General features: G+C 61.7%; 1 protein-coding gene (running past one end of the window). It reads right to left on the bottom strand.

What is annotated here, in order from left to right:
* Positions 1-24,380, bottom strand: partial view of a putative Ig domain-containing protein gene (locus tag ACODSR_RS01525; RefSeq protein ID WP_489073057.1) — the 5' portion only. It extends 12,280 nt beyond the left edge of the window; the window shows 24,380 of its 36,660 coding nt (coding positions 1-24,380); the start codon lies at positions 24,378-24,380; its stop codon lies beyond the left edge, outside the window.

Here is a 24,380-nt window from a genome sequence, read left to right as displayed (position 1 = left end):
AGGTTGGTGCCGCCTTCGCCCAGCAGGGTGACATCGCCCTGCCCGTCGATCAATTGCAGCGTCCAGCCGTCGAGATTGCTGTCGTCGATGGTCCCGGAGATCGCCAGGGTCGAAGTAACGATAGCGTCGTCAATGGCTCCGTCGAACAGCACGCTCGGCGCATTCTTGTCCAGCGGGTCGCGCACTTTAAGGATTTGCGTAATCGTCTTTTCGCCACCGTCCGCGTCGCGCGCAGTGACGGTGAAGCTATATTTGCCTGGCGAACCAGCCACCACCGTAGCCCGCCCGTTCGCATCAAGCAGCACCTCCTGCCCGTCGAGCAGAACACGCAGGGATGTGATGTCCGCCAGACTGTCCGCCACGGCGTGGATCAGCACATTTTGGCCCGGTGCCGCCGGGAAGCTGGGCGTCAGCTCCAGGCGGACCACTGGCGGCACGGGATCGATCGTCGCGCGCAGCAATATGGTCTGCCGTACCTTTGCCCGTCCGTCATCCGCAATCAGGGTGACGGCATAATCGCCCGCCTGACCGGGGCCAGGGGTCCAGACAAATTCGCCGGTAGCGGCATCAAAGCTCGCCCCTTCAGGCAAATCCTCGGCAGAAAATGTCAGGACGTCCTCGCTGTCGGGGTCACTTGCCCGGACGGTGAAACGCTTTTCCTCGCCAATCAGGAAGGCGTGATAGCCCTCATCCAGCACCGGCAGACGATTGACGTTGGCCACCCGGACCATGACGTCGATGCTATCCACCGCGCCCAGCGGGTCGGTCGCGGTAAAGCGCAGGACATGATCACCAGCCTGCGCATAGCCCGGCGTCCACTGGATCTCACCGCGCGCAGGGATGAACAGCATCCCTTCGGGCAAGCCGTTGGGCGCCTGATAGATGACGGGGTCGGCATCGGGATCGCCCGCGATGATGCGGAACACCATCGGCGCGCCCTCCCGCGCCAGTTGCAGGCCCATCGGCACGAACACCGGTGCCTGATTGGCATTGGCGACGGTCAAAGTGATCGTTTCGCTGCTGCTGGAATGGCCGTCGCTGACGGAGAAGGTGACGCTATATTCGCCGCTGGAATTGAGCGGCGGAGTCCAGACGAATGCGCCAGTTGCTGGATCGAGCGAGGCCGTCTCCGGCGCGCCGCTCATCGTGAAGGTCAACCGGTCATTGTCCGCGTCCGCGCCTGCCAGGGTGAACGCAAGGGCTTCGCCTTCCGTAATACTATGATTGCCGACCGGGGCCAGTTGCGGGGCGGCATTTGTGGCGCGCACAACCACCTTGAACGATGCGGTATCGCTCACCGGCGTGACGACGCCGCTGCCGGAATCCTCCACCGTCACCAGGGCATCATGGCTGCCGGCCTGCGCCAGTGTCGGCGTCCATTCGATCAGCGCCTTGCCGTAAATGCTGGTGGGCGTGATCGTGGCTCCGGGCAGCCCGGCAACCGCATAGGTCAGCGCGTCCTGGTCCATGTCGGCGACATTGACGGTAACCTTCATGGCCTCGCCGATCACCGCCACGACATCGCCGATATAGCCGATTTCTGGCGCCTCGTTCGGGCTGGTCACCTTGATGGTGAAGGCATAGCCGCCGCCCAGCGGCTCGCCCGATCCGTCCCCGTCGTCGGTAGCGGTGACGATGACGACATGATCTCCACGCGCATTGGCGCCGGGCGCGACGCGAATCTTGCCGGTGCCGTCGCCATTATCGACGAAGGTGATGAAATTGGGCAGCGGACGGAAAGGGCTTTCGTTGCGCAGGGCCAGAACCAGTGGATTGCCATCCGCGTCGGTCGCGCTGACGGGAATCTCCAGGACCGCATCCTTGGCAACCGTCACATTCTCGATGGGACTGACTACCGGACGGCGGTTCTGGTTGAACACGCTGATTGGAACAACGATGTCCGTCGTCAGCGGAACGCCCGTACCATCACCGGTATCGGTTGCACGGAAACGCACGACATGGTCGCCAGCCTGCGCATTGGTCGGCGTCCAGGTGAAATCATAGGTGTCCGGGTCGAATGTCGCGCCGGGCGGGATGTCGCCGATCAACTGGACGGTTACGGTCCGCGACGTCTCGCTGGTTTCAACCGCCTCCCCGTTTTCGCCGTTGCGCAGAGCGGGTGTGTAATAGGGGTTGTCGGGATCAAAGGCGAACACGTTGAAGGCAAGCTGCTGGCCTTCGAGTATCTGCCACCCCTCAAGCTGGTCGAACACTGGTGCGGCATTGGCATTGCCGACGGTGATCTTGGTGACGAACCGCACCAGCGCTTCACCATCGGTGACGAAGAAGGCGATGTCATAGACACCGTTCTGAATATAGTTGGGCGTCCAGATAAATTCGCCGGTCGTCGGGTTCAGCGTCGCGCCAAAAGGCAGGGTTTCCGCGCCATAGGACAGTTCACGGTCGCTGCGCGAGCTGGCATTGATCCGAAAATTGACGAGATCGCCTTCGCGCGCAATCCTGTCGGCAACAGGCACCACCTGTGGCGGCTCGTTTCGTTCGGCAACGAACAGGGTGACCACCACCTCGTCACGGGACAAGCCATCGGTGACGAAGAAGCGGACATCATATGTCCCCGCCGATTCATAGCCAGGCAACCAGGAGAAGGCCCGCGTCGCCGGATCGAATGTCGCCCCGGCAGGCAACCCGTCCGCCCAATAGGTCAGCGGCTGCGATTCAGGATCGACCGCGACCAGCTCGAATTCGAACAACTGCCCTTCCCCGCTCGACACGGCGGAGAGGGACGATGTGAATTCAGGGGCGCGATTGCCCCCAGCTATCGCCAGCACGAAACGCTGGAGCGAGACGGCACCGCGTGCATCGAACGCCTCTATCACCACCGGGGTGATTGATGCCGTCCCCGCAGGTGGCGTCCATTGCAGCAGGCCGGTCGTCGCATCGATCGTCATGCCCGCAGGCGCGGTGAGCAATCCGAAGGACACCGCCTGCCCCTCGGCATCGTTCGCTACAACTTGATAGCTGAGCTGTGTGCCGACTGTAGCCGATTGCGGCGGCACACTGACGAAGGACGGCGCGGTGTTGGGGACGGCATTCGCAACGATGCCGGTCACGAAATCAAGCCGGCGATTGGCCGATGTCGTGATCGAAACCGTGCGGCCGGACGTGCTTTCCCCTGCCTCCAATATGCCATCAGGCGGCAACGCGCCGGACAGGTCGATCAGGAAGCGTCCGTCGTCGGTCTGGCCGGTCGCGCCCAGCGGAACGCCGGGGAAACCGCCCAGCGGGTCGATCGTCAGCAAGGCAGGCAGGGTGATCGGCCCGTCAGTCTTGTTGGTAATCGTCACCTTGTACGAGATGGTGCCTGTCTCGCGGTCCAGCCGGGTATCTTCAAACAATATATCGACAAGGGTCGAGATATCCTCGAACGCCGCAAATTCGGTCTGATAATTGACGCCCATGCGCTGGCCATTCGCCGATGTCAGCGGTGCGCCGATGGTCAGCGTATAATCGCCTGCCGGGATATTGCCGACATTGAGATAGGCGGTCCGGCTGGCCGCATCATAGGTGACGGCGCGGATTTGCTGCGCGCCCAGCGTGGCATGCTGGAGCGTGTAATATTCGGCATTGGTCACCGACCCGGCCTGACTGGCCGATCCGGCGAACATGTCCTGATCGAACGTGACCGACAGGAAGGCCTGCGGCAGCGCGATCTGCGCACCGGGAGACGGATTGGTGGCGACGACGACGGGCGCGGTTGCAGGCGCGATGATGTCGACCTGGTTGCTCTGGCTGACCAGCACACGGCCATCGCTGGTCGTGATGACGACATCGCCGCGCGATCCCCCCTTTGCCACGTCGATCCGCCGCAAAGTCGCGGTATCCACCATGGTCAGCGCGCCGCCGGGTTCCGCGAGTCCCGCATCGTCGACAGTGCCGGCGGTGTGCGTGACGAACAGCAATGCTTCGAGCCGCGTCCCTGCCTTGCCGAATGCCAGCGAATCTGCGGGCGCGTCGAAGGTCAGCATGGTTTCCGCGCGCGCGCGATCTGTGAAACGCACCACCTGCTTGCGGTCCGGCCATGTCACCGCCCACAATGCACCATCATTGTCGAAAGCCAGACTGCCGACGCGCAGATTTTCGTCCCTGCTCCACTGGGTGAAGCTGCCATCGTCGGGGCTAAAGATCGAAATGCCGCTGTTCGTCGACACATAGATATTGCCAGTGGTCGGATGCACCGCCAGCGCAATGGTGACGCCATCGCCGAACCGGTCGAGAACCGCCCCGGTCTGGGGATCGAGCCTCAGCAGCGGCCCGCCGCCCGTGGTCGCCCACAGCCCGCCGTCCGCATCGAAGGCCATGTTGAAAATGGCCGTGTCCAGCTCGGCAAACGGCGTTGCCGCAGCGCCGCCCTGCCCGCTGAATTTCCAGATCGTGCCGCGATTGGTGCCGCCGGAGACCAGGAAGTCGCCCTCCGGCGTCTCCACAATCGCCATCGGGCCGATTTCGCTGGTGCTGCGCGTGATGCCGGTGGCGAAAGCGCGCGCGACAAAGGGACTGAGGACGGAATCAAATTCGCTCGGCGCACTCAGCGGAGCGGCGGCGGGGACCAGTGCTTCGGCCTGCGTGAAAAGCGCGTTGGTCGACGGCTCCGGCGTGGGTGCGGGCGGCTGCCCAAAATTGGGTGCCGTCGTGTCGGGCACGGTGGGTACACCGCCCAGATTGACGCTGGACCCGTCGGAAATGGCGTTGACGCCGGGCTTTGGCACTTCGCGATTGCCCGCAATATCGGTCGCCAGTGCCAGGAATTCATAACTTTTGCCGGCCTCGCCCTCAAAGACAAGCACACCGGTCACATCGGGCAACATCCGCTGCCAGATTTTGAAATCGCCACCATTTTCAGCGGCATAAAGTGTCACATGCTTGACGCCGGAACCCCCGACATCATCCAGAACACGCCAGTTGACCTCGAAATTCGCTGTCGTCCCCACTCTTTTAGCGGTGAGCGTGCTGGTCGGCGCGGCGGCATCGACCATTTGGCTCAGGACAATAGTATCTTCTGGCGCGAACCCATCCATCAGCACCCGCGCGGACGCGGAAATGCGCTCGCCGGTGGCCACATCGTCCGCAGGAACAATGGTATAGCTGACAAACCCCGCGCCCTTACCGCTGGCATCATTGGGGGCCAACAGACCGCGGGTTGCGTCCTGCATGACTTCGCCGGTCAGCGGGTCGATCGCCTGGATGAGCCAGCTCGCGCTCGCCGGTTGCTGGAACAGATCCAGCACTGCGCTCACCCGCAGGATGAACCCGCGGGCGGCGGTGAAGTCGATCTCGGCGTCGAAACTGGTGCGGCCATCCGGCACGTCGATGTTAATGTCGCCGATCTTGATATCGCCAAGACGGAAGCTGCGCGGATCGAGATCGGGATCGAGCGTGGTCACGACCTGGATTTCGTTAGTATAGCGCGCCGAGCCTGCCGCATTTTCGAAGCTGACGGTGTAGGGCAGTTCCGCCGCGCCCGGCAGCCAGCCCTGTGTATCGAGCGTCTGCGGACCCGTGATCGATGCCAGCCGGTTGACCTGACCTTCACTGGCGAAAAAGCGCGAGAAATCGAGCTGGGCAAATTCCTGCCCGTCCACCGGCTCCGGCCCGTTGATCTGGAAATCGGCGGGCAACCCCGCGCCGCGCTGGTCGAACGGCACCCATGGCACGAAGATACGGAACGCTTCGAAATGGGTAGGTGTGGACAGGCCCAGATCATAGTCCGCCCGCACCGGGAGCGCCGGGACCGGTATCTCACCATCATATTTGTCGCTATGGCGCGGGTCCATATATTCGATGGCGGCCATCAGCCCGTCCTGATGCCCGTAATAGGCGCGGACCTGATCGAAGAAGGCGAGCAGATCGCCCGTGGAGCGGACCGCAGAGCCGCCGGGGCCGAACAATATGCCCGATGCCAGCGTCGTCATCATGCTGACGATATGCTGTTTCGTCCGAATGGGCGGAACGTCCTGCTCGTCGCGCAGCAGACCGGCCTGCTCCAGCGCGGCGAGATAGAGGTCGGTCCACTGCCCTTCATCGGCGGCCAGCGCCAGCAAGGGTGCTGGCGCATCATTCGCCTCAAGGATCGCGGTGCGCAGGTCACGCGCCTCCTTCGACTGGAAGTCGACAAATTCGGCCCGCGTCATCGTCGTGGCCGCCGCGACAATATGGAAACGGAACGGGATGAACGGGATTTCATCCTTGCTGGGGACCGCGGTATTCTGCTGATACAGGCCGACGAAATCGAGTTGATCGAGCGTGCTGCGCGCGGCAGGCATGATCTCGCTCACCTTGTCCTTGACCGCTTCCCACCAGTCGCCAAGGCCGCCCTCGCCACCGTCCAGGATGGGCGCGAGATCGGGGAACAGGCTGTTCATCCTGTCCTGAAACGCGCTGAAGGCACGATCCGCCATTTCCTTAAGGCCAGGATAGGTGCGGATGTTGACCGTGAAGCCGCCAAAGCCGTCAGCCGGCTGATCGAACAGGAAGCCCGATGTCAGCAATTGCCCGTTGGTGTTGGTGATCGATTCCAGGTTGATGAAGGGGACATTGGCATTGTCGCCACCCTCTGCGCCCTCTGGAATACCGCGCACATTGGTGAAGAATTCCAGGAATTTGAGGCCATAGACATATTGGTTGTAATTGAGTTCCGGCACCCCGACCTGGAAATAGGTGTAGGGCGCATCGAGGTTCGAAATATTCTGGAGCGCGATGGAATAGGTCGCCTGATCGCCTGCCAGTATGACACGCGGCCCGCCCACGCCGATCGTGACTTCAGGTTCGATCCCACGCTCGATCAGGAAGCGATAGGGCTCGACCGTTTCGGCACCATCAGGATTGGTCACCTTCAGATCGTAAAGGCCGTGCGGCGCGTCAGTAAAATCGAATGTCGCGATGATCGTGCTGCTGTCGACCACCTCCCAAGCGACTGGTTCAAATTCCGCAATGCCCGGCCGGGACAGTTTCAGGATCGCATTCTCATGGAAGCGCGCGCCCTTGATCGTCGTGGTGACATAGCGGCTGTCGCCACCGGTATCGGTGTCTATGCTGGTGATCACCATCGGCATAAGATCGGCGATCAGCCGCACCGTACTGCCTTCGTCCGGGCCGCTATAGCCGCGCACCATCACATAATAGACGCCCGGTTCCGTATCCGGCACGATCGCGGTCAACTCCTGCGCCAGTGGCCCGGTATAGGTCGCGTCGAACAGCGCAGAGGTCGGCACATCGTCATGCCGCAGGAATACCTCGTTGATCGCACGCTCATCATCGGACGCCACGCGTAGCCGCAAAGTCTGATCCGCGGGCACGACGATACGGTACAGCCGCTCCTGCCCCGGCTTGAGATTGGCCGACAGCGGAATTCCGAGCGTCAGCGTCTCGATGGAGATGCTGGTGGCATTGGCGGCGGCGGTGATGTTGTTCGCCTCGCCCACATCCTCGAATAACTGGTTGCGCGCGTCGGCGCGAACGATAATGCGATAATCGCCCGCCGCCGCGCCGGGCAGCGTGGTATCCAGGCTGAGCGTATAGCTCTGGTCCGCCAGCAGCGATCCGGCGAAATTGGCGCGCCCCAGCAGCTTGTCGCCAACGTCCCAGGTCGCATCGCGCGACAGATAGACAGCATCGCTCCAGCTGCCCGAAGCCGTGACCGTGCTTTTGTTCGTCACCGTCCAGCTTATGGTGACGGGATCGCCCGCCTGCTTATTGTCCGGCGCCACGATATCCGTGACCTGAATGTCGGTTGGCGGGGGCAGTTCGATGACCATCGGCACATCGCTGCCACGCACATTGTTGCGCTCGTCCGCTTCAAAGAGAATGCCGGTGGCATCATAGCGCGCCGGATCGGTCACGACGAAAACATAATAGGCTTCGGTGCCCAGATCGCCCGGAACGACGAAATCCTTGACGACGGAATAGGTGCCGCCCGCGTCCAGACCACCGGTATGGCGGATCGAACCCAGGAAACGATCCGATGTCAGGTCAAGAAACGGATCACGGGAAAGATAGACAAGGTCGTCCCATTGCGGTTGCAGGGTCGGAGTAGCGCCGCCCGCATTGGTGACGCTATATTCGACGCGGAAGGGCTGGCCACGGGTGGCGCGCAACGGCGCGCTGAGCGCGGCAACCTGAAGGTCTGGTGGGGTATAGGGCGTCAGCGTGACCGGCTGCACGGTCAGGTTGTTACCCTCCCCCGCATATTCCCGAACCTTGCCATTGACCGCACCGCGCACACCGGCAAGGCGCGGCGACAGCGTGCTTTTGGCATAGCCGGACTGCTCAAGGCCCGAATCCGCCGCCGCGATGACGTTGAAACCACCCTCCAGCTCGAACGGCAGGCTGACGGTGACCTTGGCAATATAGGATTCGCCCGGATTGAGTATGCCGACATGCGTATTTTCTGCGCGGACGATCACGCCGGGCGACGCTTCCCGCGACATCAGCCAATCGCCCTCATCGAGCGAGGCGTCGAGCGACAGATAGACCCGGTCCACCCAAGAGTCCTCGCGCGTCGCCCGCGTGCCGACATTTTCGACGCGGAAGCTGATTTCGACCGTGCCGCCCGCAGGCAGCGTGTCCGGCAGGGTCAGCTCGGTAACCTTCAGGTCCGCTTCTCGATAGACGACCGGGAACTGCGCCTGTTCGACCGTCCCGGCGGGCAGCTCGAACACGAACTTGCGGAAAGCATCGTCCCTCAATCCGTCATTATTGCCCGACCGGACGATGTCGCTGGGCACCACGGGCCGCCTTGGCGTGTTGGTGAACACATAGACATAATATTCGCCATCCACCCCCGGCGGCATGTCGAATTCCAGCGTGTTGGTGTAGCTCTGCCCCGTGCCCAGCCCTTCATTGGCCTGTGTGACCGATCCGACATAGGTCGCGCGGTTTTCAATGAATGTCGGGTCTTTCGACACCCAAATCTGATCGGTCCAATATTGCGTACCCGACCAGACCGGCGCGCCCTTATTCTCGACGGTATAGGTAACGCTTGTCCGTTCGCCGGAATAGGCGACGACGCCCGGCGCGGCAGGCACCACGCTGACCACCTGCAAGTCGGCAGGCGCGTTCGTCACGCTGGTGGCGGCGAACTTTGCATTGTCGAGCGTGTTGGGGTCACCGCCCAGCGTCGACTTCACGATAACGTAAAGGCCCGCAGCGGCAGGATTGAGCTTGAACGTCGCGCTGTTGGTATAGCTCGCGCCCGGATCGAGCGGCGAGAGATTCTGGAAGCTGCCAAGATCGAATATGTTGCGCGCATTTTCCAGCAACGGCGCGTCGGACAGATAGACCTGGTCCGTCCAGCCATTGGCCTGTGCATCCCCGGTTGACCTTACTGTCCAGCTGACGGTGAAATCATCGCCGCCCTTGGCCGATACCGGGGCGGTTACATCCGTCACCGCAATGGCGCGCGTGCTGGAAACCGGCGGGGTGCCGACGATCTGGATCGCGCGGGCGCGATAATTGCTGCTCTGGATTTCGGCTGGATCATCGGGATTGACGTTGATCGCCAGCGAATCCTCCAGAAGCGTCGCATAAGGATCGACCCAGGGCATGATATAATATGTGCCGGACACCACGCTGGCAGGCAGGGTCACGGTCAGTTCGCGATCATAGCCCTGCCCTTCCTCCAGCGGGCCGCCAGTGTAGGCGACGCTGGTGAGCAATATGTCGCCAAGGCCGGGGTGCGGTCGGTTCTTGTCCCTGGTCAGCCAGATCTGCTCGGTCCACTGACCAAGATTGCTGGTGCCCGCGCCACGATTGGTCACAGTATAGCGCACCGGCACGCTGTTGCCCTCGAATGCCTGGGCATTGGTGACGACATTGTCGACGACGAGATCGGCAAACGGCACCGGTTCGACATAAATCTGCTGCGCACGCACGTTGCTGGCCGACGTGTCGTTGGGCCATTCGTCGATGGCATTGCCGGTATCCGTGGCCACCAGCACGAACACATTGCCCCGGAACCGCAATGGCACCGTGAATGTCGCGGAGCTGGACTCATAGCTTTCCAGCGAATCGAGCGCGATCGGATTGGCCAGCTGCGACACGAGAATGTCGTCGCCGCTGATCTTGTCATCCAGCGACAGCCAGACCTGATCGGTCCAGTTGCCATTGGCTTCGATCAGCCCCTGATTGATCACGGTAAAGTCGACGGATGCGGTGGCACCCGCGGTCACTCTGTCAGGCGCGACGATTTCGCTGATCTGCAAATCAGGGCGCGGCAATACCGACATGAGGATGGATTCGTCATCGACCGAACGGTTGTTCGCCTCTGCCGTATGTTCATAAACGGTGTCGGCTGCGTCGGTGACGACAATCACCTCGAACCGGTCGCTGGTTTTGGCCGGCAGGCGCATTTCCTCGCGCCTTGTATAGCTGGTCCCCGCCGCCAGCGGGCCGGTATAGCTATAGGTGCCGATCAGCGTGCCTGCGCCGCTATCGCCCGCCTTGCGCAGATAGACCCGGTCCACCCAGCTGCCTTCGGCCGCGCTCAGCCCTTCATTCTTCACCGTCCAGCTAATGTCGACCACGCCGCCCTCGACGCCATTGGTCGGCGCGGAGATGGCCGTGACGCGCAGATCGGGTGGCGGCGCAAGCGAGATGCTGATCGGGGCCGATGTGCCGCTATTGTTGCCGGTAAAGGCAAATTCATAGGGCTGATTGCGTGGATCGTCGCCGCCCGGAGCGACCACGACGATGCGATAATCGCCCGCTATCCCATCGGGCAGAGTGAAGTTGGCGGTGCGGTCATAACTGTCCCCCACCCCAAGGAAACCGAGATGGTTGACCGAACCAAGCAATATCCGGCCACTGCCATCGGTCCTCTCCAGAAAGACGCTGTCGAACCATTCGCCGGTGTTGGTCAGGCCGATGCCCTGATTGCTTTCCCGCCATGTCACATCGATGGACGTGCCCGATTGCGTCAATGTCGGCGCGACCACACTTTCGATCTGCAAATCGGCCCAGGCAATGGGCGACACGTCAAAGAAGCCCGCCAGTGCGGTCCGGTTCGCATCCGCACCGTTTTCAAACACCGCCTCTGTCGCGTCGGAACGGACAAACAGCGTGTAACGACCGTAGAATCCGGCAGGCAGGATCAGATCAAGGCTGGCGTCATAGCTGTCGCCCAGCGCCAGCCCGCCCGAATGGACCAACTCGCCCAGCAATATGTCATCGCCATCGCCGAAAATCTCATCACGCGACACATAGACGCGGTCCGTCCAGCTATCGGTGGTCCCCAGCCCGGTGCCGATATTGGTGACCGTCCAGCCGACAGTGACGCGCGCAGGATCGTTGATCGTGCGGGCTGGCGCGGTGACGTTGCTGACGTCCAGATCGGCATAAGGCGCAAGGCCCACAGTCAGCGCGACAGAGGCGCTATTGTTGGTTTCACCCACGCTGGTTTCAGGCACAGCGGCGCTGCTGTCGCTCTGCACGATGATGCGATATTCACCCGAAGCATCAATGGGCAGATGAACGGTCAGCGCGCCGTCGTAAACTTCGCCCACGCCCAGGCTCGACCCGCGCACGACTTCGCCCAGTTTGATGTCCCCGGCACCCACTATGCCATCACGGGAAAGCCAGAGGCTGTCGGTCCAGCCGCCAATGCTGGCCCCGCTGCCATCGTTGCGGACCTGCCATGTCACGGCAATGTCGCTGTTGGATTGCGGATTGACGCCGCCCGGCAGTGTGACGTCGATCGGCACCAGATCGGGGTGGGTCAGCGTGAGCGCGCCCGACGCGCCATCATTGTCCGCCTCTATGCCGCCTTCAAACACTTGCTGGCCCACATCGGCGCGGACAAGGATGTTATATGTGCCATCGGCCAGGTTCTCCGGCAATGTGACCGACTGACGCACCTCATAGGCTTCACCCGGCGCAAGATCGAATGTGCGGACGATGCTGGCCAGCGTCGTCGCGCCCGAAACGGTCGTGTCGTCATCCACATAGATGCGGTCGGCCCAGGGCGCACTCGCGGTCACCGTGCCGCTGTTGCGGATGCTATAGCTGACCTCTACCGTCTCGCCCGGTCGCGCACCTGCGGGCGCAGTGACGTTTTCGACGACCAGATTGCCTGACGGCGCCACAGCGAAACGAACAGGGGTCGAGACCCCGGCATTGTCGCCTTCAAGGCCATTTTCGAACACCGTGCTTCCGGCGTCCGTCACCAATATCAGGCGATAATCGCCGCTGCGTCCGTCCTGCACGCGGGCCTGAACCGATACGGTATAGCTATCACCTATTGCCAGCCCGGCGTCGCGCGACACTTCGGCCAGCACCAGGTCACCTGCATCGGCGACGCCATCGGCCGACAGAACGAGCCGGTCGATATGACCGCCCGCAGCCGCTGCGTCACCGGTGTTGCGCACTCGCCACGAAACCGTGAAGGGATCGCCGCCCAGCACTGTGGCAGTCGGGCCGGATATGGCTTCGGTCACCAGATTGGGCGCGCGGCTGGTAATGGCGACGTTCGCGGGGCCACCGACATTGTCTGCCCGTGTATCCGGTTCGACAATGTCCTGCGCCGCGTCGGCCACCACAAAGATGCGATAATCGCCCGAATTCACGTTGGGCAGGGCAAGCGTACCCGAACCATTATAGCTGCCACCCTCCGCCAGTCCGCCTGTTCGGGCGACATTGCCGAGTATGACATCGTCTGCGTTGCCGATGATGGCATCGCTGCTCAATATCACCCGGTCCGTCCATGCAACACCGTCCGCCGTGGCCACACCGGCGTTGGTCACGGTCCAGCTGACCGTGATGTTGCCCCCGCCCAGGCCATTGGCCGGCGCACTGACATTGCTGACGCGCAAATCTGCATATTGGCGGGCAGTCACGGCGACTGCGGCTTGCGCGCTATTATTCCCTTCGGCGGCAACACCGGCTGCCGCCTCGCGCACGCTCGTCTGCCCGTTCGCATTGCTGTCGGCGATTATCGTGACCCGGATGTCGCCAACCGCGCGTTGCCCGTCTGGCAGGGTGAAGCTGGTGGTGCGGGCGCGGCTTTCTCCTGCCGCCAAAGCGCTGGTCGTAATGATCGTACTGTTGAGCAGCGTCTCGCCAGTGGTCAGATTCTGTACCAGCAGGCGATTGTCGAACCCCGCCAGGGTGCCGACATTGCCCAGATTGCTTTCGTCCCATGTCAGCGTGATGACGTCGCCCGAAGCGGGCGCGCTGTTGCTGATGGCCAGATTGCGTATCTGGAGATCGGGCGCGGACGTGAAGGTTTCCGCCGTGCTGTTGTTGGTCTCGCCAGTGGCGGTTATATTCGCTTCGGCCACCTGATCGAAAATATCGGTCACGACCGAAAATTCGAAAATGCCCTGCCCCACTATGCCGACGGGCCAGACGATCTGTGCGGACCGTTGCGCCGCCTCCTCCGCGCCCAACGCGCCGGTGAAGCCCACCGTGGCGACCTGAACCTGCTGGCCGGTCATGACATTGCGCACGAAAACCCGTTCGCTAAAATCCGCCGCCGTCGCGCTGTTGCCCGCGTTGGTGGTGGTCCAGTTGACCGTGACGGTATCGCCGGGGTTCCAACCGCCAGCCGGGTCCGCCGCTACGGCGGAAACGACGAGATCGCGGAACGGGGCCAGTTGGGACGTAAACTCCAGCGTCGCGGCATTGTTCGTTTCGGCGGTCCCCAGGATATTTTCTTCGCTGATCGTGTTGGCAACGTCATTCGTCACCGTCACGCCGATCCGGCCGACGCCGCGATTGCCCGTGGGCAGCGTCAGCGTGGTTTGCCGCTGCCGTTCACCTTCCGCAGAGATCACCGTGCCGCTGTCATCCAGCAGGATGTTGCCGATAATCTCGTTGGTATCCAGATTGCGCAGCAACACCCGGTCTTGCCACGCGCCATCGGTTGGTCGGGTCCCCTGATTGCGGGTTTTCCAGCTGATGGTAATCTCGCTGCCGGAACTGATCGTGCCGCTGCTGCTGACCGCAAGCTCGATCGGGATGAGATCGGGCGAGGGCCGCACTTCCAGCGAGGAAATGCGGATAGGCGCAATCAACGTGTTCTCGATGACGTTGAAACTATAGGTCCCGACCGACGCGGCCTGCTGCACATAGCCTTCAATCAACAGCGTGTAGGCACCGCTGTCGGGAAGGACCAGCGTGTCGACATCGTTCATGTCACCGGCAAACAGCTGCCGACCATTGGGCGCGATCAACCGCCAGTGGGTGGACACGCCCGCATAGCTGAGCCTGTCGAAGAAGAAGCGGTCGCCCGCCTCTCCGTCAAACCGATAAATGTCGGTTTCGGAGCCGGGGCTGAGCGTGCCATTGACCGGCACGCCCGGCGTGATCGGCAGCGCATCGGCGAGATTTTGCAGGCGGATGGAATAATCCCGGTCCGCCGTCGTGCCGCTTTCGATCCGCAGCACATGATCGCCAGCGGGCAGACGATAGACCACCTGGGCGTTGGACCGGTCATAACTGTCGGTCTGGGTGAAGGGCAGCGCGGCAAAGTCACCGGCGGGGCCGGTCAGTCGCCAGCTGACATCGCCAAACGGCGTCAGGGCGTCGACATAGACCAAAGTTTCCTCGGTCAGCGTGAAAAGCAGATCTTCCCGCTGGCCGGGTTGATCGAGCGTCGAACTGATCGTCTCGCCCAGATCGATCGTGCGGCTCTTGTGCACGACCTTGTCGACCTGAAACTGGTAATCGACCGGTCCGCCTTCGCCGATCTGGCCTTCATAGGCCAGTGTGTATACGCCTGCCTTGTCGAGCGTGATGAAGCCGGTATCCGAACGATAATTGGCACTCATCGCCACCCGGCCATCGGGATCGAACAGTCGCCACTGCCCCGATCCGGGACCGGATATGAAATCGAAATATATCTCGTCACCGACAGCGCCGGTGAATTTGTAGAGGTTGCTGCTGTTGCCCGGCTCCAGCCGTCCGGTGGTCGGCGCGTTCAGCACAAGATCGCTCGCCAGCGCCGTATCAAGCAGGCGGAAGGCAAAATCGCCGGTCAGATCATTATTGGCGTCGACGGTGATGGCATAATCACCTGGCTCGAAAAACATCGCGCCGGGCGATGCGCCGGAATGGGCATCGGCATTCTGGAAATGACGCGAAAGGATCGTCCCGGAAGGTCCGGTCAGCGTCCATGCGAACTGGGTCGTGTTGATCAGGCTGTCGAATATCAGATATTGCGGTTCGCTGACGCTGAAAGTGTAACGCACCTTCGTGCCGGGCGCAGCGATCGTACCGCTAATCGTCTCACCGATGGTCAGCGGGGTGATGCTCTCAACCATATCGACCACACGGAAGCTGAGAGTCTGCGGCGCGGATGTGCCGACACGCCCTTCGATCAGCAGCGTATAGGTGCCGTCGAGTGGCAACAGTGGCTCCTCGACATCACCGACCCGCGTCGTGTTGAAAACCAGATTGCCGGCCGGGTCGATCAGCCGCCAGAAAGGATCGTTCGATCCGCTGAGCAGGTCGAAAAACAGCGCTTGTCCCGCAGTAGCATCGAACCGGTATATTTCCGTCAGATTGCCGGGCGTGAGCGTGAGATCCTGCGTTTCGTTCAGGTCGATCGCTGTGCCGTCAGCCAGCGAAGCAAGGCGGAACGAAAAGCTGCCGGTATTGGCGCCGGTGGCGGAAATGGCGACGCGATACGTACCGGGCGCAAGCGTCATGACCGGATTGCCGGAAAATTCCGCAGAATCGGTGCCGTTGAAACTGCGCGGGGCGGGCGTCTGGGTCGGGCCGCTAATCTCCCAGCGCAGCGCGCTATTATTGGTCAGCGCATCGAAAACGACGGCGGTTTCTTCCGTCAGGGTAAATTCGTAGCGCTGCACCGCACCAGCCGCAGCAATCGAACCGCTGACTGCATCGTTGAGCGTCAGCGCCGTCATTGGCTGCGCGGCAGCCGTCATGGCGATGGCAAAATTGTCAAAGTCCTGATCGGCTGTTGCGCTGCCCTGACTGGCGCCCAGCACCAGACGTCCCGCCTCCAATTCCATGCCGGCCACGAAGAAATCGGTGACGGCGGCAATGGTCGCGCCACCTTCCGGCGTGAGTTCGATCGTGACCAGCGATCCGCCATCGGTCCGCTCCACGACTATCCGCGCGCGCGCCCAATCGCCGCTGGCCAGCGTCAGGCCGGGATCGGCAATGTCGGTCAGCTTGACGCCATTATAATGGATGGAAACATGATTGGCGTTGACTTCGCCATTGCTCAGCGTGTCGAAACCGATGCCCAGCGCACCGGCAAGATTGGCCTCCGGCGTCACCAGAAGGCCCGGCCCGCCATTGCCATATTGACTGACCGGCAGATAGAGCAGGCCAAAGCCGTCGGCATCACCCGCCTGCCCAGCGCGGCGGGTCAGGCGGAAATCGAAACCGAGATCGACGACATCCTGCCGCCCGCTGCCAGTGGCGGAGAAGGCTATCGAATTCTGGCTGTTCACTTGCAGGGAATCGGTCAGCCTTATGACGTTGTCCCCGCCATCGGCCAGCACCTGCGCGGCGGTGCCGCGGTGATTGCCCAGAACATAGGGCAGGCCTGCTGCATCGAAATCCTGGCTGGTCTGGCCACCGGCAGCCAGGATCGCGGGCTGATTATAGATGAAGCTGTAGCTGCCATCCGTGGTCGCGGAACGCCGCCCTTCCACCAGCAAGGTGTAGGTACCGGCCATCGCCGCCGTCATCAGATCGGTATCGCCAAGACCCACAGGGCCGAAAATCACCTGCCCCATCGGGTCGATCAGACGCCAGCTATTGTTGCCGGAAGAATTGCTGACCACATCGAAGCCGAACCGCATACCGGTCGTGGCGGTGAAACGGAACATGTCCGTTTCCTGACCATTTTGGCCGATGGTGCGATTGAACGTGCCGTCCGGCACCAGTTCCTCGGCAGATGCAAGGTCGAGCAGGCGGAAACTATAATCGCCGCTATTTTCCGCCGTCGCGTCGATTGTCAGCGTATAGCTGCCCGCGCCAAGGCTCAGGACCGGATTGCCGCCAAAATCAAAGCCGTCGGTATCATGCACATTGCGGCTGGCGACCTCGACACCATCGGGGCCGCGCAACGTCCAGTTGAATATGGTCGCTGTCGTCAGCGCGTCGAACACCAGCTTGCTGGCCGCGCCGAGCGTGAAGCTGTAGGCGTCGCTTTCGCCGACCGCGCCGATCGATCCGTCCACGCGCGACCCGATGGTCAGCGCCGCATTCTGCGTGGTGATGGGATAGACGCCAAACTGATAGTCGGCGACTGTCGCGGTGTAAGCCCGCCCCTCGATCAGCAGCGAATAGACGCCGCTTATGACAAGTTCCAACCCGTCAATATTGCCGACCGTATTGGGGCCGAACACTTCATTGCCGAACGGATCGATCAGCCGCCACCGCATGTCGTTATGAACGGTGCCGCCGTCGAAGAAGAACGTCTCCCCCGCATTGGCAGCGAAGCGATAAATGTCCGTCTCGCTCGTAGGTGTCAGTGTTCCCGAAACCGGCGAACCCAGCGTCAATGGCGTGCCAAGGGACAGGTCACGCAGGCGGAAGTTATAATTGCCCGTCACGCTGCCGACCGCGTCGATCTTCAGCTCATAATCCCCCGCACCCAGTCGCAGGACCGGGGACGCGGTGAAATCGGCGGAATCCGTGTCGCTAAAGCGCCGGGCGCTCACAATTTCCCCTTGCGGGCCGGTCAGCGTCCAGTTGATGTCGCCCGAATTTGTCAGGCTGTCGAGCATGACCAGCGTTTCGGCCGTCAGGCTGAAGCTGTAGATATCGCTTTCGCCCGGCTGTGCGATGCGACCGGAAACACCATTTGGGTTGGTGGTGCGCAGCAGAGCGCCACCGCTCAATGCTATACTCTCAAAATCGAGCGCGTAGAGGAGACCGCTCGTCCCCGTCGCCGCCGGACTTGCCATGCCAGCGGCGACATCAGCCTCGCTGCGCGCAATGTCCCAGATGCGGAAGCTGTCGACCGCGCCTTCCCATTGGCCGTAGCTGGTCTCGACCTCCTCATACTGGCCGATCAGCAACGGCTCGCCAGCATCGGCATTATTGCCGATCCTGATCGTTCCCGATGCCTGCTCCACCCCGTTCACGAGGATTTTCATCGCCCCGCCGTCACGGTCGGCCACCAGCGCGATATGCGCCCATTCCCCCGCGGCGATCAGGCCGCCGCCGGTCTGGATCGACTGCACCCCGGACGCATCGCGCACCGCCGCCCAGACGGACCCGTTGGCGTTCACCGCAATCCGATAGGGCGACGTGCTATGGGTCGATTTGGCAACCAGCGACGTCCAGCTGTTGGTGAACCGGTCGAGCTTGAACCAGCCTTCGACCGTCAGATTGCGGCTTGGCGATACCTCCGCACTGCTTGGCACTTCAACATAATCGACCCCGCGCAGGGTGAGCGCATTGCCGCTCTTGCCGGGCTGAATCTGTGGTGCCTGGGGATTGGGGCCATCGAGCGTGATCGCGACCGGCGGGGTGGACACAACCTTATAGGCAGCGAAGCGGAAATCCACCGGCCATTCACGCCAGACGCGCGGCTCGACGATCAGCGTGTAGACGCCGCCGATCGCCAGTGCGCCGCTTTCCCGTGACGCAAAGTCGCCCGGACCGAAAATTTGGCGGCCATAAGGATCGATCAGCCGATACGATACCCTGTTGCTCGAATTGCTCACCTGCTGGACGTCGAGCAGCAGATTGTCGCCCGGATTGACGTTCAGCCGATAGGCGTAACTTTCCGAGGAACCGCTCGCCGACTGCGAAATCGCGGTATCGAACGGCACCAGCGGCGCGGCGGACAGGTTGAGCAGGCGGAAGGCGAAGGCTCCGGTGGCCGCACCCGTGCCATCGACCAATATGGTGTAGGTACCCGGCTCGACCGTGAAAACGGGGTTGCTCCCGCCCAGTTCGTAACTGTCGCCGTTGCGCAAATTGTTCGATATCGAAAAACCGCCCGGCCCGGTGACGGAAACGACCATCTGATCATTGTCATGCAGACTGTCGAACACCATCATCGTGCGTTCGGCGACGGTGAAGGTGTAGGTCCGCTTGTCGCCCGGCGTGTTGAGGCGTCCTTCGACCACGCCCTTGACGTTTGCAAGGTCGCGCAAAACCGGGATGGTTGCGCCCGTGACGCTATTTGTCACGGCACCCGATGTCACCGCGTCCAGACCCAGTCGCAACGCCAGGCCAGTGGTATCCGTCGGCGCGCCCGCATTCATGTTCGCGGCGATCTGCGCCTCCGTGCGCCCGCTGCTCCAGACGCGCACCTCGTCCAGCCCACCCTCGAACTTGCGATAGGCCTCATTATATTCGCTGGTGCCGCCAACAAACAAAGGCGTGGCAGGCGAGCCATTTGACAGCGCCGTACTGACCGATCGGGAGGCGGCCAGCACCCCGTTGATATAGATTTTCATCGTGCCGGTGCTGCGCTCCAGCACCGCGGCGACATGGCTCCATTCCCCATAGGGAACCGCGCCGCCCGCCGTCTCCAGCGTGTCGTTCGACGCGCCGCGCATACTCGAAAAATGGATCTGGCCATTGGCGTTGAACCATACCGAATAGCCGCGCTGCCCCGCATCATCGGCCTTGTAAACGATCGGCGACCATGTGTCCGCCTGCCGATCGGGATTGATCCAGAATTCGACCGTCACATCCTGCCGCAGGTCAAGCGCGGGATCGACGATCTGAAGCTGCTCATGGGCGGAAAATGACAGGGCATTGCCGATCTTGCCCGGTCGCGTCAGCGCCGTATTGGTCGTGCCGTCGATGACGATGGTCTGGGTGGGGTTGGTCGGCTTTTGCAGGGTAAAGCCATAGCTCTGACTGGCGCTGGCATCCCACACACGGCCTTCCAGAAGGATGAGATAGCGCCCTGTCTTGGGCAGAACGATCTCTCGATTGTCCATGTTCGTCGGGCCAACGAACTGAAGGCCATCGGGATCGATGATCCGCAAAGACGCGTTGGGCTGGCTTTGCAGATTCTGGTAGAATATCGTCTCGCCCGCCGTCCCGTCGAAACTGTAGACATCCGTTTCGCGCAACGGGGTGAGGTCGGAGCGAACCGGCTGGCCGAAGCTCAGCGCGGTGGCGGATGCCGTGTCGATCAGGCGAAATTCGGCACTGCCTGTCTTTCCGGCGTTGGCGGAAACATCCAGGCTATAGTCGCCAGCGGGAAGCGTGAAGATGCGGTCAGCACTGTTTTCGTAGGAATCAGTGCTATAGAAATTGCTGCTGACAAGGTTCAGCCCGGCGCTTGAAATGGTCCAGAACATCTCTGTGTCTGGCGTGAAACTGTCGAAATAAAAGGATTTGGGCGCAGTGAGCGTGAATGTATAACCCTGCTTCTGGGTCGGCTTGGCGATCGTCGCGGTGGTCAGCTCACCAAAATTGAGCGCAATGGGGGCTGGGTCCGCCTCTATCCGCGACAGCGCAAACTGATAGTTTATTGTCGCCGTGTTGTCCCAGGGCCGCCCTTCCACCAGCAATGTATAGGTGCTAGCCCGCGGCATGGTGATCGCGGCATCGCGGAAGTCGGTGGGGCCGTAAACGACCTGACCAAAAGCATCGAGGATTTTGAGCGATCCACTGCCTGCCCCCTGAATACCGTCGAAAAATATCTTCTCGCCCGCGGTCGCCGTGAAGCGATAGACATCGGTTTCCCGGCCCGGATCGAGCGTGCCGGACGTGCTGGAACCATCGACCGCGAGCAATGTCCCGGCAGCGGCATCGAGCAGGCGGAACTTATAGTCGCCCAGCGTACTCCCGCCGGTTTCTACCTGCTGTGATCCCCGGACCACCAGCTCATAGTCGCCTGCCTCCAGCAGCATCGGCGTGCGGTTCTGCTGTTCGTAGCTGTCCGAATAATAGAAGCGATTGCCAACGGATGTCTGCGGCCCGGTCAGCGCCCATTCAAGATAGACCTCGGCGCTGTAATTATCGAAAATCACGAGCTTCTGCGTATCGACCGTGAAGCGATAGCGCTGGACATCTCCTGTCTTGGCGATGGTGCCTTCCGTAATGTCATTCAGCGTCAGATCGATCGGCGCGGGATCAGCCGGGCGATTGAGGATGAAGGCGTAATTGTCGGATGCGCTGCTATCCCAGACACGCCCCTCAACGACAAAATAATAAGTGTCCGAAACGGGCATGGTGAGTTCGTGATAATCAAACCCGGCGGGACCGAACAGTTGACGCCCGTTGCTCGAAAAGATGCGCCAGCTCGCGCTATTGGGATAATCGCGCACGTCGAGAACGATCTTTTCGCCAGCGCTCGCGGTAAAACTGAAAATGTCAGACTCGCGCACGGGCGTGAGTGTGGAGGACGTGACGCTGCCATCCGCCGCAACGGGCGTAGCACTTGCAAAATCGAGCAGGCGGAAGCTGTAGGCGCCAGTGCTGCCCTGCACACGGATCTGGTAGGCACCCGGCTGGGTCAGGTCGATAAAAGTGTTTGCGTAATTCTCGAAACTGTCAGTGTAATAAAAGGCGCGATCCGGCGTGATACGCCCCGATGGGCCAAACAGCGCCCAGGTCTTTCCCGTGTCGGGCGTCAGACTGTCGAAATAGACCCTGGTGGGTGCCGTAATGGTAAAGCTGTGGAGATCGATTTCGTCTGCGGCGCTCAGCGTATCGCCGACCGCTGCGCCCAGGGTGAATGCGGTGCCTGTGCCTCTGTCGGGCGGCGCCGTGTTGCCGGTGCGGCTGACCTTGAGCGCATAGTCGACTGGCGCCCCTTCCCACACCCGCCCTTCGAGGACCAGAACATAGGTTCCGTCATAGTCGAGCGTGAGCGGCACCGAGTCATTGAACTGGCGCGCGGATGTGACGAGACGGCCCAGCGGATCATAGAGCCGCCAGTACGCATTGACGTTCGTACTCGAAATCCGCTCGACCGTGATCGCATCGCCTTCTTGCCCCGTGAACGCGAACATATCGGTCTCGTTGCCCGGCTCCAGCCTGCCGGTCGTTTCCGCGTCCAGGGTCAGCGCGGTTGCGCTTGCAAGGTTGAGCAGGCGGAACTGATAATCGGCAGCCGTATCGCCCGCGCCATCGACGGTCAGCGTATATGCGCCCGGCACAAGGTTGAGCAATTGGCTGCTACTGGTGTCGATCTCGGCTGAATCGGAATAGTAAAAATTGCGATTGGTGATCTCCGCGCCAAACGGCCCCGTCAGCGACCAACTCAGCGCGGAATTTGCCGTCAGCGAGTCAAAGGCCAGCTTCGTCGCTTCGCTCAGCGTGAATGTGAAGCGATCGGCTTCTCCGGCATCGATCCGCCCGCTGGTCAGCGCATTAAGCGTCAGCGCGGCAGCATCGTCCGAAACCTTGAGCAGTTCTGCGGTAAATGCCGCGCTGCCCTGATTGTAGAGATAGCCTTCGACGGCGATCAGATATTCGCCCGTTTCGGGCAGCGCTCCAAGATCGATATCGCCCAGTCCAGAACCGTTGAGCAGCAGCGTGCCATCGGGGCGATAGACCCGTATATACTGATTATTGCTGGCACTGAGCAGGTTGAAGAAATAATGATCGTCCTTCACCCCGTCGAACCGGAACAGCTTTGTCTCGGTCCCGCGCCGCAGGACGCCGCTGGCGACCAGCGCGCCCGGCGCGAGACCCGTAGCGGTCTGACCGGTCGCCTCGTCAAAGCGCCAATAGCCCGCAAGCCCGCTCTCGCTGCCCGTCAGCGGGCGCTGATATCCGCTGGCGATGTCGGCCGCGCTGCGCGCCATGCCCCATAGGCGGACATCGTCCACCTGCCCGTCAAATTGATAATTGCCGGTCGGTGCCGCACCGATATTGAGCGCGTTGCCGCTGTGGTTGATCGCTGCGTCATAGGCCTTTTCGGCAACCAGCGCGCCGTCGATATAAAGCCGCAAGGTCGTGCCGTCATAGGCACCGGCAACATGCTTCCATTGATCCGTCGCGAGCGGCGCCTCGACAAAGCCATCGTTCCAATTGTTGACGAAGAAGCGAACATTGTCCCCGACGCGCACCAGCCCGTAGCCATTGCTCCATCCGGTATCGTTTATCTTGCTGACGATGCCCTGATAGAAGCCGCCGCCGCTGCGTGCGTTGACCCATGCCTCGACCGTGATTGCGGCCGGATTGAGTGCCGCATCGTTCGCGACTTCAAGTTCGCCAAGCGTGGCGACATCCCAACTGCGGTTGATCGCCCCGCCCTGCGCCGAATAGTCGAGCGGCGCGCCCGCGGCATGCGCAATATTGGCCAGCGCACCGCCATCCTCGATCGTCGCGCCAAAACTGTCTCCAGCGCTGATCGCGGTGGCCGTCGTCGAAAAATCGAGCAGGCGGAAGGCAAAATCACCGGTTGCATCGCCATCGGCGAACACCGTCAGCTTATATTGTCCCGCGACGAGATTGAGCAGCGGGTCGCCGTTGAAGGAATCCGAACTGTTGAAATTCCGGTTGTTGATCACCTGACCGCGCGGTCCGCTTAGCGACCATTTGAGGCTGTCGCGGCGGATCAGATTGTCGAACAGCAGCTTGCTGTCACTGGCGAGATCGAAATCGAACACCGTGCTGCTACCTGCGGTCGCAAGGCGACCCTGCACCCGCTCGTTGATCGTCAGGGCGGCGCTGGTCTGCGTAATCTTGCCGAAGGTGAAGGAATAGCTGATGTCGGCCGTGGCCGAGTTATACACCCGGCCTTCAATCTCCATCATGTACGTGCCGCTGCGGTTCAGCAGATAGGCACCGGAATCGTCGAACCCATGTGGCCCGGTCACATATTCGCCGTCCGGGCCGATCAGCCGCCACGCTGTCGATTCAGCTGGATAGCTGTGCGCATCGAAGAAGAAACTGTCCCCGGCCAACGCGTCGAACTTGTAGAGCGCGGTTTCGTTGGCCTTGTGCAGCCCGTTGACGACATCGCCCGGCGTAAAGACATCGGCATTGGCTGTATCGAGCAGGCGGAATGCATAATTGCCGGTCGCGTCGGCCCGCCCATCAATACTGAGCGTATATTCGCCCGCTTGCAGATCGAGGATGTTCCCGCCCGAAAAATCGTAGGAATCCGACTGGGCCAGGTTGCGGTTCGAAACAATGCTGCCCTTCTGGTCCGCCAATGCCCAGAACATATTGTTGGTGGCGGTGAGGGAATCGAACACCACCTTCTTGGGTTCGGTCAGGGTGAATGCGAAGCGATCGGTTTCACCCGGCACTTCGATAGTGCCGGTGATCGGCGGCACGTCCGCGGCCAGCAGGAGGCGCGGCTCGATCGCTTCGAAATGAAGCCGGTTTGCCAGACTGGAGGAATTGCGCAGCGCGGCCCGGCGACGCAGACGCCAGTCCCCCGGCAACCGGTCCAAGGAGCGCCGTCCGCGGGCCAGCAAGTCGCCCAACTTGCGAAATGCCTTTACGTCCTGCTCCAT

It is taken from the genome of Sphingobium sp. FG125, from assembly GCF_057809795.1.
This window is presented reverse-complemented; position numbering and strand designations above follow the sequence as displayed.